The 13,743-nt window shown below is 67.6% G+C and carries 14 protein-coding genes and 1 tRNA gene; 6 read left to right on the plus strand and 9 right to left on the minus strand.

All coding sequences use genetic code 11. The features are described from left to right. The first annotated feature begins 43 nt into the window (after positions 1 to 43). Both AC31A1_RS31885 and pknB read left to right on the plus strand, forming a co-directional pair. On the plus strand, positions 44 to 1,531 hold the full coding sequence (locus AC31A1_RS31885) for a peptidoglycan D,D-transpeptidase FtsI family protein (RefSeq protein ID WP_489656658.1): 1,488 nt from the start codon (positions 44 to 46) through the stop codon (positions 1,529 to 1,531). 170 nt (positions 1,532 to 1,701) lie between these two features. Then, positions 1,702 to 3,690, plus strand: coding sequence for a Stk1 family PASTA domain-containing Ser/Thr kinase (gene pknB / locus AC31A1_RS31890; RefSeq protein ID WP_489656659.1), 1,989 nt, complete (start codon positions 1,702 to 1,704; stop codon positions 3,688 to 3,690). Positions 3,691 to 3,779: 89 nt separating this feature from the next. Here the strand turns inward: pknB and AC31A1_RS31895 are convergent, their stop codons facing one another. Genes AC31A1_RS31895 through AC31A1_RS31920 form a run of 6 tightly spaced genes read right to left on the minus strand, consistent with a single transcriptional unit; the run spans position 3,780 to position 7,966 of the window. Next, the gene (locus tag AC31A1_RS31895) at positions 3,780 to 4,535 is read right to left on the minus strand and encodes a class E sortase (RefSeq protein ID WP_489656660.1); all 756 of its coding nucleotides are present in this window, start codon (positions 4,533 to 4,535) and stop codon (positions 3,780 to 3,782) included. A gap of 6 nt (positions 4,536 to 4,541) precedes the next feature. Next, positions 4,542 to 5,627 (minus strand): class E sortase, encoded by a 1,086-nt coding sequence (locus tag AC31A1_RS31900; protein WP_489656661.1) that lies wholly within the window; start codon positions 5,625 to 5,627, stop codon positions 4,542 to 4,544. Beyond that, positions 5,624 to 6,262 carry an aminodeoxychorismate/anthranilate synthase component II gene (locus AC31A1_RS31905; RefSeq protein ID WP_489656662.1) on the minus strand — a complete coding sequence of 213 codons (639 nt, stop codon included), beginning with the start codon at positions 6,260 to 6,262 and terminating at the stop codon, positions 5,624 to 5,626. Before AC31A1_RS31905 ends, AC31A1_RS31900 begins: the two co-directional genes overlap by 4 nt. Continuing rightward, entirely contained in the window at positions 6,259 to 6,468 is a 210-nt protein-coding gene (locus tag AC31A1_RS31910) for a hypothetical protein (RefSeq protein WP_352179869.1), read from the minus strand. Before AC31A1_RS31910 ends, AC31A1_RS31905 begins: the two co-directional genes overlap by 4 nt. A gap of 4 nt (positions 6,469 to 6,472) precedes the next feature. Continuing rightward, positions 6,473 to 7,165: a class E sortase gene (locus tag AC31A1_RS31915; RefSeq protein WP_489656663.1), complete on the minus strand. Its 693-nt coding sequence runs from the start codon at positions 7,163 to 7,165 to the stop codon at positions 6,473 to 6,475. A gap of 21 nt (positions 7,166 to 7,186) precedes the next feature. Beyond that, complete coding sequence (locus AC31A1_RS31920; RefSeq protein WP_489656664.1) at positions 7,187 to 7,966, minus strand: DUF881 domain-containing protein; 780 nt, start codon at positions 7,964 to 7,966, stop codon at positions 7,187 to 7,189. A 142-nt stretch (positions 7,967 to 8,108) separates the two neighbouring features. On the opposite strand from AC31A1_RS31920, the gene crgA reads away from it, so the two are divergent. Next, positions 8,109 to 8,363, plus strand: coding sequence for a cell division protein CrgA (crgA, locus tag AC31A1_RS31925; protein WP_019073554.1), 255 nt, complete (start codon positions 8,109 to 8,111; stop codon positions 8,361 to 8,363). 294 nt (positions 8,364 to 8,657) lie between these two features. Here the strand turns inward: crgA and AC31A1_RS31930 are convergent, their stop codons facing one another. Together AC31A1_RS31930 and AC31A1_RS31935 are read right to left on the minus strand one after the other, a co-directional pair. Continuing rightward, the gene (locus tag AC31A1_RS31930; protein ID WP_489656665.1) at positions 8,658 to 9,569 is read right to left on the minus strand and encodes a rhomboid family intramembrane serine protease; all 912 of its coding nucleotides are present in this window, start codon (positions 9,567 to 9,569) and stop codon (positions 8,658 to 8,660) included. 136 nt (positions 9,570 to 9,705) lie between these two features. Further along, a complete protein-coding gene (locus AC31A1_RS31935) occupies positions 9,706 to 10,233 on the minus strand; it encodes a peptidylprolyl isomerase (protein WP_489656666.1) in 528 nt (175 codons plus the stop codon). Positions 10,234 to 10,552: 319 nt separating this feature from the next. Between AC31A1_RS31935 and AC31A1_RS31940 the strand changes: the two genes are divergently transcribed. Then, on the plus strand, positions 10,553 to 11,254 hold the full coding sequence (locus AC31A1_RS31940; protein ID WP_405972979.1) for a DUF5324 family protein: 702 nt from the start codon (positions 10,553 to 10,555) through the stop codon (positions 11,252 to 11,254). 426 nt (positions 11,255 to 11,680) lie between these two features. Here the strand turns inward: AC31A1_RS31940 and AC31A1_RS31945 are convergent. Next, positions 11,681 to 11,753, minus strand: a tRNA-Ala gene (locus AC31A1_RS31945). A gap of 180 nt (positions 11,754 to 11,933) precedes the next feature. On the opposite strand from AC31A1_RS31945, the gene AC31A1_RS31950 reads away from it, so the two are divergent. Next, entirely contained in the window at positions 11,934 to 12,482 is a 549-nt protein-coding gene (locus AC31A1_RS31950) for a helix-turn-helix domain-containing protein (protein ID WP_489656667.1), read from the plus strand. Positions 12,483 to 12,684: 202 nt separating this feature from the next. Then, on the plus strand, positions 12,685 to 13,743 hold a 1,059-nt coding region (locus tag AC31A1_RS31955), incomplete at its 3' end, for a serine/threonine-protein kinase (RefSeq protein ID WP_489656668.1).

Consider the following 13,743-nt stretch of genomic DNA (forward strand, 5'->3'; position numbering starts at 1 on the left):
CCCCCAGCCCCGACGCCGAGATGACCCAGGTGGTCCGCCCGTCATGAACAAGCCCCTGCGCCGGATCGCGCTCTTCTGCGGCCTCCTGGTCCTCACCCTGCTGCTGCGCGACAACTGGCTCCAGTACGTCAAGGCCGACAGCCTCAAGGACGACGACAACAACCGCCGTGTCACGATCGCCCGTTACGCGACCCCGCGCGGCAACATCATCGTCGACGGCGATCCGATCACCGGTTCCACCGAGACCAGCACCTCCGGGCTGAACGACCTGAAGTACAAGCGCACGTACAAGAACGGCGCGATGTGGGCGCCGGTCACGGGATACGCCTCGCAGGCCTTCGGTGCCAACCAGCTGGAGTCCATCGAGGACGGCATCCTCTCCGGCACCGACGACCGGCTCTTCTTCCGCAACACCCTCGACATGATCACGGGCAAGCAGAAGTCGGGCGGCGACGTCGTCACCACCCTCAACGCGGCCGCGCAGAAGGCCGCGTGGAAGGGTCTGTCGAAGCAGGGCGGCAAGGGCGCGGTCGTCGCCCTCGACCCGTCCACCGGCAAGATCCTGGCGCTGGCGTCCTACCCGTCGTACGACCCCTCGTCGTTCGCGGGCAACTCCACCTCCACGGACTCCAAGGCGTGGACGAAGCTCCAGAAGAAGTACGACCCGGACGACCCGATGCTGAACCGGGCGCTGCGCGAGACCTACCCGCCCGGCTCCACCTTCAAGGTGGTCACCGCGGCCGCCGCCCTGGAGAACAACCTCTACACGTCCGCCGACACGGCCACCGACTCGCCGCTGCCGTGGATCATGCCGGGCACCACGACCCCGCTGAAGAACGAGGGGAACATCCCCTGCAAGAACGCCACCCTGCGCGCGGCACTGCAGTACTCCTGCAACAGCGTCTTCGGCAAGGTCGGCGCCGACCTCGGCAACGACAAGATGCTGGCCGAGGCGAAGAAGTTCGGCTTCGACTCCGAGCAGTTCACGCCGATCCGCTCCAGCGCCTCGGTCTTCTCGGACAACATGAACCAGTCGCAGACCGCGCTGTCCTCGATCGGCCAGTACAACACCGCCGCGACCCCGCTCCAGATGGCCATGGTCGCCTCCGCGGTCGCCAACGACGGCAAGCTGATGAAGCCGTACATGGTCGACAAGCTCCAGTCGTCGAACCTCGACACCATCGCGCAGACCGAGCCGGAGGAGATGAGCCAGCCGCTCTCCTCGAAGAACGCGCAGATCCTCCAGTCGATGATGGAGACGGTCGTCGAGAAGGGCACCGGCACGAACGCGAAGATCAGCGGCGTCACCGTCGGCGGCAAGACCGGTACCGCCCAGCACGGTGTCGCCAACAGCGAGAACCCGTACGCCTGGTTCCTCTCCTACGCCAAGCTCCCCGACGGCAGCTCGCCGGTCGCCGTGGCCGTGGTCATCGAGGACTCCAGCGCCAACCGTGACGACATCTCCGGCGGCGGTCTCGCGGCCCCGATCGCGAAGAGTGTCATGGAGGCGGTCATCGACAGCAAGAAGTGACTCCGCTCACGTCCCCTTCACATCGGTGCACGTTGCGATACCGGTCCTGTATCGGGTGACGGGCTTGGCCAGGTCACACAAAGCCAGCCGGGTACGGTAGGCCCGGACGGCTAGCCTCCGACCGCACATCCGTGCGGGTCGGGACCGACGGAGAGGGCTGGTAGGGAACTATGGAAGAGCCGCGTCGCCTCGGCGGCCGGTACGAGCTGGGCCAGGTGCTCGGCCGTGGTGGCATGGCGGAGGTCTACCTCGCCCATGACACACGCCTCGGCCGCACGGTGGCGGTGAAGACGCTGCGCGTCGACCTTGCGCGCGACCCTTCCTTCCAGGCCCGGTTCCGCCGGGAGGCCCAGTCGGCCGCCTCGCTCAACCATCCCGCGATCGTCGCGGTCTACGACACGGGCGAGGACTACGTCGACGGGGTCTCGATCCCGTACATCGTCATGGAGTACGTCGACGGCTCGACGCTCCGTGAGCTGCTCCACAGCGGTCGCAAGCTGCTGCCGGAGCGGGCCATGGAGATGACCATCGGCATCCTCCAGGCCCTGGAGTACTCGCACCGCAACGGCATCGTCCACCGCGACATCAAGCCGGCCAACGTCATGCTGACGCGCACCGGCCAGGTCAAGGTGATGGACTTCGGCATCGCCCGCGCGATGGGCGACTCCGGCATGACGATGACGCAGACGTCCGCGGTGATCGGCACCGCCCAGTACCTCTCCCCGGAGCAGGCGAAGGGCGAGCAGGTCGACGCCCGCTCGGACCTCTACTCGACGGGCTGTCTCCTCTACGAACTGCTGACGGTACGGCCGCCCTTCGTGGGCGACTCCCCGGTGGCGGTGGCGTACCAGCACGTACGCGAGGAGCCGCAGCCGCCGAGCGTCTTCGACCCGGAGATCACGCCGGAGATGGACGCGATCGTCCTGAAGGCGCTCACCAAGGACCCGAACTACCGCTACCAGTCCGCCGACGAGATGCGCATGGACATCGAGGCCTGCCTCGACGGCCAGCCGGTCGCGGCGACGGCGGCGATGGGTTCGGTCGGCTACGGCGCTTACGGCGACGACCAGGCGACGACGGCCCTGCGTTCCGACGCGGGCGCCACGACGATGCTGCCCCCCATGAACCCGGACGACGGCGGCTTCGGCTACGACGACCGCCCCGACCGGCGCCGCCAGCAGAAGAAGAAGTCGAACACCTCGACGATCCTGCTGATCGTGGCGGCGGTCCTGGTGCTGGTGGGCGCGATCCTGATCGGGAAGTGGGCGTTCAGCGGGAACGGGGGCGCCGACAAGCCGTTCGCGGCCCCGAACTTCGTCGGCCAGACCTACGCCACCGCGCAGACCATGGCCGTCAACTCCGGCCTGAAGCTCGCGGAACCCACCCGCAAGGCCTGCGAGAACGCGCCGAAGGGCAGCGTCTGCTCACAGGACCCGAAGGCGAACACCAACGTCAACAAGGGCGACACCATCAACCTGGTCGTCTCGACCGGGGCGCCGAAGGTCGTCGTACCGAGTGTCGTGGGCCAGAGCTTCGACGACGCCTCCTCGACGCTCACGGGCGACAAGTACCAGTTCAAGGTGGAGAAGAAGGAGAAGGTGTCCGGCGAGGACCCCGGCACGGTCCTGGAGCAGAACCCCGCCCTCGGCGCGGAGGTCGAGAAGGGCACCACCATCACCCTGACCGTCGCGAAGGCCGAGGAGAAGTCCACGGTCCCGGACGTCAGCGGCAAGAGCTGTGACGACGCCAAGGCGCAGATGCAGCAGAACAACCTCGTCGGCAACTGCACCGAGGTGGCGACCACCGACACGAACCTGAACGGCAAGGTCGTCGCGACCTCGCCCACGGCCGGGACGCAGGTCGACAAGAACTCGTCGGTCAACATCCAGATCGGCAAGGTCTCGCAGACCCAGGTCCCGAACGTCGTCGGCCAGACGGTGAAGAACGCCAAGACGATCCTTCAGCAGAACGGCTTCACCAACATCCAGTTCGCCGACAACAGCGATCAGGGCGACAACGCGATCGTGACCCAGCAGGACCCGGGCTCGGGCAACCAGGTGGACGACCCCGGCAACACGCAGATCACCCTCACCAGCGTGGGCACCGGCAACGGCAACAACAACGGTGGCGGCGGCTTCTTCGGAGGCAACTCCGGATAGGCGGCACCGGCACGACATGACGGAGCCCCGGCACCCTGAGAAAGGGTGCCGGGGCTCCGTCGTACGTGCGGTGCGCTACGACCCTGCCGTCAGCGCAGTTCCTTCGGCGGCGTCCGTGCACTGTCCACCTTGTCGACGCGGACCAGCTCGCCCCACACCACATATCGGTACCGGGACGTGTACACCGGCGTGCAGGTCGTCAGGGTGATGTAGTGGCCGGCCTTCTTCTTGCCGGACTCCGTGGGGATCTGGGCGAGGGTCTTGACGTTGTACTTCGAGGTCTCGGGGAGGATGTCGTAGACCTTGTAGACGTACCAGTCGTCCTTCGTCTCGAAGACGATCGGGTCGCCCTTCTTGAGCTTGTCGATGTTGTGGAACTTGGCGCCGTGGCCGTCGCGGTGGGCGGCGAGGGTGAAGTTGCCGTTCTTGCCGGTGGTGGGGAGGGCGGCCTTGATCGGGTCGGTGTAGTAGCCGGCGACGCCGTCGTTGAGGACGCTCGTCTCGGTGCCCTTCTCGACCAGTACCTCGCCGTTCTTCATGGCGGGCACGTGCAGGAAGCCGATGCCGTCCTTGGTGTCGAGCGCGCCGGGACCGGTGTCCTTGTCCTTGGACCAGTTGTTCCGGACCTTGTCACCCTGTTTGTCGGCCGTGCGGTCGGCGACGACGTTCGTCCACCACAGGGAGTAGACGACGAACAGGCCGAGGATCAGGCCCGCCGTGATGAGGAGTTCACCGAAGAAGCTGACCGCCCTCGCGACCGGGCCGGTGCCGCGGGGGCGGTCCGGTGGGGACGCGGGCGTGTCGGTCTGCTCTTCGGTGTCGTCGGTGGTCGCTGCCACGTTCATCTGCCCCTACTCGATGAGCGCATCCGGCTTGCCCTTGCTGCGCGGCCGTTCCTCGACCATCTTGCCCCAGACGATCAGCCGGTACTTGCTGGTGAACTCCGGCGTACAGGTCGTCAGCGTGATGTAGCGGCCGGGCGTGGTGAAACCCGAGCCCTTGGGGATGGGGTCGATGACACTGGTGTTGCTCGGCGACGTCACGGGCAGCGTCTTCGTCATCTTGTAGACGTAGTAGGTGTCCTGGGTCTCCACCACGACCTCGTCGCCCGGCTTGAGCTGGTTGATGTACCGGAACGGTTCGCCATGGGTGTTGCGGTGCGCGGCGAGCGCGAAGTTGCCGGTCTTCGCGTCCGGCATCGCGGTCTTGAGGGCGCCCTCGCTGTAGTGCCCGACCATCCCCTTGTCGAGCACCTTCTTGTTGCTGACGCCCTCGGCGATCGGCGCCACCACGTCCAGCTTGGGGATGTGCAGGATGGCGAAGCCCTGCCCCGGCGAGAACTCTCCGGGGGCGCGCTTGCCGCTCGCCCAGTCGTTCTGCAGCTGGTTCGTCTCGCTGCCGGCCTGCGCGTGCGCCCGTACGTTCGTCCACCACAGCTGGTAGGTGACGAACAGCAGCATCAGCACGCCGGTGGTGATGAACACCTCGCCGATCGCCCGGCTCGCGACGACCGCGGCACCCGGCTTGTTCGCCCGCTGCCGCCGCCGCGCCTCGACCCGCGAGAGCGGCGCGCCGGCACGCTCGCCGGCACCGGATTCCGGGGCCTCGGTGGTCTCCTCCGCCGCCCCGCCGCCCCCATGACGCCCGTGCCGCCCCTTGGCGGCCTTTCTGCGGGCCGCACGCCCGCCCGAGGGGGTTCCTGTGGCAGGGGAGGCGGATGAGGCGTCAGAAGCCGATATGGACCGGCCGTGCCCCGTCCGCTCCTGTGGGAGGTCCGCCAGCCGCAGCGCGACGGTCTCTTCGTCGATCGGACCGTACGGCACCCCGGGCGCACCCTGCGCCTGCGCGCCGTGCCACTGATCGAACCCGCTCTGCTCCGCGTACGACTGCTCCCCGTACGCGGCCTCGGACTCGCGCTCGGGGCGCAGCGCGGTCACGCCGTGGCCCTGCCCACCACCGGGGCGAGCCCCGCCGACCTCGCCACGGCACCCTGGTCGCCGCACTCCACCAGCCAGTTGGCCAGCATCCGGTGTCCGTGCTCGGTGAGCACCGACTCCGGGTGGAACTGGACGCCCTCGACGGGCAGTTCGCGGTGGCGCAGGCCCATGATGATGCCGTCGTGCGTCCGGGCGGTGACTTCCAGCTCGGCCGGGACCGTCCCCGGCTCGGCCGCCAGCGAGTGGTAGCGGGTCGCCGTGAAGGGCGAGGGCAGTCCGGCGAAGACACCCTTGCCCTCGTGCTCGACGAGCGAGGTCTTGCCGTGCAGCAGTTCGGGGGCGCGGTCCACGACGCCGCCGTAGGCCACCTGCATCGACTGCATGCCGAGGCAGACGCCGAAGACGGGCACCCCGGTCGTGGCGCAGTGCCGCACCATCTCGATGCAGACGCCGGCCTCCTCGGGGGTGCCGGGGCCCGGTGAGAGGAGGACGCCGTCGAAGCCGTCCTGGGCGTGCGCCGTCGACACCTCGTCGTTGCGCAGCACCTCGCACTCGGCGCCCAGCTGGTACAGGTACTGGACCAGGTTGAAGACGAAGCTGTCGTAGTTGTCGACGACGAGAATCCGTGCACTCACTGGTTGTCCACCGTCACATCGTTGAAGGGCAGCAGCGGTTCGGCCCACGGGAAGACGTACTGGAAGAGGATGTAGACCACGGCCAGGGCAAGGACGAGCGAAATGAGCGCCTTCACCCAGGCGTTGCCCGGCAGATGCCGCCAGATCCAGCCGTACATGCCGTCCCTTCCGTCGCGCCACGGCACCAGACTCACGCCGTACGTCACCAGACTAACGGCGCAGCGCGTCCGGTTTCCCGGCCTCCACAGGCTGTGTGGAGTCCAGGTGTGCCCAGACGATCAGCCGGTGGCTGTGCCCCCACTCCGGATCGCACGTGGTCAGCGTGAGATAGCGGCCCGAGGCCGTGTACCCGGACTTACGTGGCACAGGATCGATCACCTCAATGTCGGTGGGCACTGTTTTGTAAGGCCCTTTGTCGATCCGATACGTGAACCAGGTGGTCCCGTCGGTCAGCACCACCGCGTCACCCACGCGCAGTTTCGGAAAGTTCACGAAGGGGTTGCCGTACGTCCGCCTGTGCCCCGCCACCGCGAAGTTGCCCACCTGCCCCAGCTGCGCGGTGGCGGCGTAGTGCCCGAGCCCCTTCTTCAGGGTGTCCACGGCGGTGTCCTCAAGGACCGGCTTGTTCCACGTGAAACCAAGCCGTGGGATGTACATGATCGCGAAGGGCTTGCCGTCCTTGTACGCGGCCGGTTTCGCCGGAGCGGCCGAGGTGGCGGGCGCGGGGGATGCCTTCGGGTGCGCGGTCTGCTGCGACCACTGGTTCCGCAACTGCTCGACTTGGTCGCTCATCGTGCGGTCGGCCTTCACGCCGGTCCAGAACAACACATAGACCACGAAGAGGACGATCAGGGTGCCTACGGTGATGCAGAGTTCGCTGACGCTCCTGACGATCACGCGCACCGGCAGCTCCCGTACGGCCGCTTACTCCACTGGCTTCGCGTAGTGCAGATCCACTGTGCCCGAGTACCCGGGAAGAGTCACCGTCCCGTCGTCGGTCACTTTCCAGCCGAGCCCGTAGACATCGACGTACACCTTGTAGTTCTGGATCGCCTTCGACGCCGTAAGCGCCGCCTCCAGCTTCCCCGGGTCCCCCACCGCCGTGATCTTGTACGGCGGTGAGTAGACCCGGCCCTGGAGGATCAGGGTGTTGCCCACGCAGCGCACGGCGCTGGTCGCGATCAGCCGCTGGTCCATGACCTTGATGCCCTGGGCGCCGCCCTGCCACAGGGCGTTCACCACGGCCTGGAGATCCTGCTGATGGATGACCAGGTAGTCCGGCTGCGGCTCGGGATAGCCGGGGAGCTTGGCGGTGGCGTTGGGCGGAGCGTCGTTGAGGGTGACGGTGACGGCCTTGCCCTTGAGCTGCTGCGCGCCCGCGGTCCGCTCCAGTGCCGTGAGCTTCCTGTCGTCGGCGCCCGTGCTGCCGTCGTCCTCCTTACGGAGGGAGTCGACCTCGTCGCGCAGGACCCCGTTGGCGTCGTTCAGCCGGCCGTTCTTCTGGCTGCGGGTCTGGATCAGGTCGGACAGCTTGAGCAAGGAGGCGTCCGTGCGGATGTTGGTGCCCTTGGCCGTGTTGAAACTGGTGAAGAAGATGAGCCCCGCGAGGGCGAAGACGGCCACCGTGAGAATCCGCACGGGACGGAAACGGCGGATACCGGCAGGACTGGTACCCGTCCCGGGGGAGTCGGCAGAATTGCTCAACGTACCCTTATCTCCTTCGGCGCCGCGGAAGCACTACGCTAACGGACGCCCGGGGGAGCACTCAGTGTCCCCTTGTACGCTGCCCCGGAGCCCGCCCCAGTTCCCTGCGCGGCCACGCAGCGCATCGACAGGAGAGACCCTCGTGCCGAAGTCACGTATCCGCAAGAAGGCCGACTACACGCCGCCGCCGGCGAAGACGGCGACCGCCATCAAGTTGAACAGCCGTGCCTGGGTCGCACCGGTCATGCTGGCCATGTTCGTCATCGGACTGGCGTGGATCGTCGTCTTCTACGTCACCGACGGCTCCATGCCCATCGACAGCCTGGACAACTGGAACATCGTGGTGGGCTTCGGCTTCATCGCCGCCGGATTCGGTGTCTCCACGCAGTGGAAGTAGCTGCACAGGCAGCGGTCGAAGCTGTGGCCACCACTCGGTGAACGCAGCTCTGCCCACGACTTTCCGCTGAGTTATCCACAGGCCAGAGAAGTATCCACAGCGGGCCTGGGGAAAAAGAACGAAGATCTGTGGATAACCCGCCGGGTGTTGACGCTGGTGTGACTGACACACCGGTAACCGCAAGCCTGTTCGCCCCCTGCCTGACCTGCATAAACACGGGTCAGCGACAGGGGGCACAGCTGTTCTCCACGGTATGCACAAGATCCGCCACGCACTGTGGACAACGGTTTGATATCAGCTGAGCTGAGCCGTCCTGATCAGCGTCAACACCACGACGACGACCAGTACGACCGCACACGTGCCGTACTGGATCAGGGCCCGCCGCTCCCGCGGGGCGTGCACCATCGCGTACCCGGTGATCACACCGGCGACCAGGCCACCGATGTGGGCCTGCCAGGCGATGTTGGCCCAGCCGAAGGTGAAGATCAGGTTGATCACCAGCAGAGCGATGACCGGCCGCATGTCGTACCTGAGCCGGCGCATCAGGACCGCCGTCGCGCCGAAGAGCCCGAAGATGGCGCCGGAGGCACCGAGCGACGGCTGGTTCGGGGCGGCGATCAGATAGGTGAGCGCGCTGCCCGCGAGGCCCGAGACGAAGTACAGGGCGAGATAGCGGGCCCGGCCGAGGGCCGCCTCCAGAGGCCCGCCGATCCACCACAGGCTCATCATGTTGAAGATGATGTGGATCGGACTGGCGTGCAGGAACATCGCGGTCAGCAGCCGGTACGGCTGCCCCTCGGCGACGCCCTCGACCGAGCCGAAGAGCGGGACGTACGCCTGGCCGAGGAGTTCGAAGTGCTCGGTGAAGCGGTCGCCCACCACCCGCTGCACCAGATACGCGGCGACACAGAGACCGATCAGGATCTTGGTCGCGAGCCGCGGATCCGCCGCCACCGCACCGCCGGCGATCGTGCGGGGCTGAGCCGCGGTAGGGGCGTGACCCGTGCCGGAGCCGCCGCGGACGCACTCGGGGCACTGGAAACCGACAGAGGCGCTCACCATGCACTCGGGGCAGATCGGGCGCTCGCAGCGGGTGCAGCGGACGCCGGTCTCGCGGTCCGGGTGCCGGTAGCAGACCGGCAGACTCTGGGCATCCTGGGGCCGCTGTTCCTCCGGGCCCTGCGGGCTGCCTGGCGCCTGGTCCATGGGGTCCCCTCAATCCTTCGTACGCAATGCACCGCCCCGCCCATCCTTACGGACGAGCGGGGCGTTTGGTTCCCGGCGGTAAGTACTGGTGTCAACCCTGGGACCCGGGCCTGTCCGGCCCTGGGACCTGTCCGGCCTAGCGGGTCTCGACGACGACCGACTCGATGACGACGTCCTTGACCGGGCGGTCGGTGCGCGGGTTGGTGTCGGTGGCCGCGATGGCGTCTACGACCTTCTGACTCGCCGCGTCGGTGACCTCACCGAAGATGGTGTGCTTGCGGGTCAGCCAGGCCGTCGGGGAGACGGTGACGAAGAACTGCGAGCCGTTGGTGCCCGGCCCGGCGTTGGCCATGGCCAGCAGATAGGGCTTGTCGAAGCGCAGGTCCGGGTGGAACTCGTCCTCGAACTGGTAGCCGGGGCCACCCGTGCCGTTGCCCAGCGGGTCCCCGCCCTGAATCATGAAGCCGCTGATCACTCGGTGGAAGACCGTGCCGTCGTAGAGCTTGGCCGCGGACTTCACCCCGGTCTCGGGGTTGGTCCACTCACGCTCGCCCGTGGCGAGCTCGACGAAGTTCTTGACCGTCTTGGGCGCGTGGTTCGGCAGAAGCCGGACTTCGATGTCGCCGAGATTGGTCTTCAGGGTGGCGTAGAGCTGCTCGGCCACGATCTGCCTTCCGTTGTCTTCCTGTGACCCCCAGATCCTCGCACGCTCACTGCGCCTCGTCGCCCGACGGCCTTCTCTCGGGGCATTTCCACAGGATCCGCTTGCGGAAAACCGGCCGAGAGGTCCGGGACAGGGGCACAGGGCGAGGATCCGTGACATTGTCGATGACAAGCTCCCGTTCCCCCGGATTCATCCGCAATTGCACGTGATCGTGACCCGGATGCCCGCCCTCTACATGCCCCGCGCCCCGTTGGCAGGCATGATCCGTAAATGGGTGGATAGACGAAATACCGTACCGCCACCGAGGAGGAGGAACCCCGTGACCCGCATCGACAGCGTGCGCTCCGCGACCGGCTCGGCGAAGGACAGCGTGCTGCACGCCGCGGAAGTGGTGGCGCCCTACGCCGACACGGCCAAGGACAGGGCCTCGTACTACGCCCATGAGGCACGCGTACGACTCGCGCCCAAGGTGTCGCTGGCTGCAGACCAGGCCCGCGTCCAGTACGGCGCCCATGTCGTGCCGCGCCTGGAGCAGGCCCGCACTCATGTACCGCCGAAGGTCGACCAGGCCGCCCAGGAAGCCGCCGTCCGTACGCGCAAGGCTGCCCAGCAGGCCGCCGAGTACTCACGGCCGAGGATCGAGCAGGCGGTCGCCGCCGCCGGCCCGGTCAAGGACGAGGCCGCCGCACGCGGTGCGGCCGCCTTCGCCGCGCTGCGCGGCCAGGTCTCGCCCAAGGAGATTCAGAAGCTGGTCCGCAAGCACGAGCGGCGGGCCAGGGCAGGCCGTCTCGCCAAGGGACTGGCGGTGCTGGGCATCCTGGCGGGCGGCGCTTTCGCCGCCTGGAAGTGGTGGGACAAGCAGGCCAACCCCGACTGGCTGGTCGAGCCGCCCGCCGCGACCGAGGTGCCCGAATCGGGACACCTCACCTCGGTGGACGGCAGCCCTGAGGCCCTGCTCGACCCCGAGGTCGAGGCCAAGCAGGCCGAGGACGAGGCCGCCGAGAGCGACGAACACCGCTGACGTCCGACGCACCGTCAACATCGCTGCGGGGCAGGAGACTTGAGGGTCTCCTGCCCCGCGGCGATGTTTCACGTGGAACAGTCCCGGGCTCGTGCGAACGCCCTTGACTTCTTGATTTACGCAAGTTGCCGCGATGACGTTTGCAACGCCCTGGGTGTACAAGCAGCGCACAGACTCCCTTAACGGACCGCACACCCCTGATTACACGTCCGTATTCACACCAGCTCACACACCTCCCGCACACGCGGGCACACCATCCCCACATCGCGCCGACGACCGGCGCAATGCCCCATCCACTCCACCCGGCACCGATATTTGCGCAAACAACTGCAACGAACAGCCACCCTTTACGTGACGCACGTCACCTCTCGGGCACAAAGAAACACCGGCCGGACGCCACTGAGGGCGACCGGCCGGTGCGGGATGTGGAGCCTAGGGGAGTCGAACCCCTGACATCTGCCATGCAAAGACAGCGCTCTACCAACTGAGCTAAGGCCCCGCTAGAGAAGCGTCCGACCGGCAGAACCACACACCGGCGAGCTTCGGAGACCAGCGTACCGGGTCACCCCGGGTATCTCGCAAAAATTTGGGGGTCCCGGTGAACGACCACTCTCCGTAAGATGCTCGGCGTGGTTCGCTAGAGCGAACCGCGGTTTTGGGGAAGCGATGGGGAGACGCAATGGACGCCGCACAGCAGGAAGCCACCGCCAGAGCGCGGGAGCTGCAGCGGAATTGGTACGGGGAGCCTTTGGGGGCGCTCTTCCGTAAGCTCATCGACGATCTTGGGCTCAACCAGGCTCGTCTCGCGGGGGTGTTGGGACTGTCCGCGCCGATGTTGTCCCAGCTGATGAGCGGTCAGCGGGCGAAGATCGGCAATCCCGCGGTGGTGCAGCGGGTGCAGTTGCTGCAGGACCTTGCGGGACAGGTCGCGGACGGCAGCGTGAGCGCGGCCGAGGCGACCGAGCGCATGGACGAGATCAAGAAGTCCCAGGGGGGCTCGGTGCTCAGCAACACCACGACCACGACGAGCAGTTCGGGAGCGCCCACGGTCAAGCGGGTGGTCCGCGAGATCCAGTCGCTGCTGCGCTCGGTGGCCGCCGCGGGCGACATCATCGACGCGGCGGACACCCTCGCCCCGACCCACCCCGAACTGGCAGAGTTCCTCCGGGTGTACGGCGCCGGCCGCACCTCGGACGCGGTCGCGCACTACCAGTCCCACCAGGGCTGAGCCTCACGGCCCGGCCGCCGATCGGGGGTTCGGCAGCCGGGCACGCGGCCCGCGAGGGGTACGAGGGGGTCGTGCCGCTCACCGGGAACGCGTGTGGAACCCGCGAGGGAGTGCCATGGGTAAGCACCATGAGGGGGAGTCGTATCGCTCGTCTCGGGGGAAGCAACGGGGGTAGCCGAAGGGGGAGGAGCGACGCACAGCCATGGGTGAGGTCTTCGCCGGCCGGTACGAACTGGTCGACCCGATCGGACGCGGCGGTGTCGGCGCGGTCTGGCGCGCCTGGGACCACCGGCGTCGCCGCTATGTCGCCGCCAAGGTCCTGCAGCAGAGCGACGCGCACTCGCTGCTGCGCTTCGTCCGGGAGCAGGCACTTCGGATCGACCACCCCCATGTGCTCGCACCGGCCAGCTGGGCCGCCGACGACGACAAGGTCCTGTTCACCATGGATCTGGTGGCGGGCGGTTCGCTCGTCCATCTCATCGGGGACTACGGTCCCCTGCCCCCCGCGTTCGTCTGCACGCTGCTCGACCAGCTCCTCTCCGGTCTCGCCGCGGTGCACGCGGAAGGTGTCGTGCACCGTGACATCAAGCCCGCCAACCTGCTCCTCGAAGCCACCGGCACGGCCCGCCCGCGCCTGCGCCTCTCCGACTTCGGCATCGCGATGCGGCTGGGCGAGGCACGCCTGACGGAGACCAACCTCGTGGTGGGGACGCCTGGTTACCTCGCGCCCGAGCAGATGATGGGCGCGGAGCCGGACTTCCCCGCCGACCTGTTCGCCGTAGGACTGGTGGCGCTGTATCTGTTGGAGGGGGCCAAGCCGGACTCCAAGGCGCTGGTGCAGTACTTCGCGGAGCATGGGACTCCGGGGGCGCCCAAGGGCATTCCCGAGCCGCTGTGGCAGGTCGTGGCGATGCTGCTGCAGCCCGATCCGCAGGCCCGCTTCCGGACGGCCACGGGGGCGCGCAAGGCGCTCGCGGCGGCCGCGGAGCTGTTGCCCGAGCCCGGTCCTGACGACGAGTTGATCGAGATCTTCGACCAAATCGGGCCGCTGCCTTCGGAGTTCGCGCCCGAGGGTCCGCTGAAGCGCGCTTCCGGGGTGGACACGGGGTCGACGACGACTCCCTCCTCGTCCGGGTCTCCCGAACCCGAGAACGACATGGGCGCCGGTGTCGGCGATGCCGGCGGTGTCAGCGGCGAGGGTCTCGAATCGGCCTGGCCCGGCACGGACTCCGTACCCGTGGATCCACGGCAGGGCATAGTC

It is taken from the genome of Streptomyces sp. P5F9, assembly GCF_057961495.1.

What these genes read in the sequence shown, in the direction of transcription:
- pknB (WP_489656659.1), top strand. Translation starts at nt 1,702, where the DNA reads ATGGAAGAGCCGCGTCGCCTCGGCGGCCGGTACGAGCTGGGCCAGGTG.
- AC31A1_RS31950 (WP_489656667.1), top strand. Translation starts at nt 11,934, where the DNA reads ATGGACGCCGCACAGCAGGAAGCCACCGCCAGAGCGCGGGAGCTGCAG.
- AC31A1_RS31930 (WP_489656665.1), bottom strand. Translation starts at nt 9,569, where the DNA reads ATGGACCAGGCGCCAGGCAGCCCGCAGGGCCCGGAGGAACAGCGGCCC.
- AC31A1_RS31895 (WP_489656660.1), bottom strand. Translation starts at nt 4,535, where the DNA reads ATGAACGTGGCAGCGACCACCGACGACACCGAAGAGCAGACCGACACG.
- AC31A1_RS31885 (WP_489656658.1), top strand. Translation starts at nt 44, where the DNA reads ATGAACAAGCCCCTGCGCCGGATCGCGCTCTTCTGCGGCCTCCTGGTC.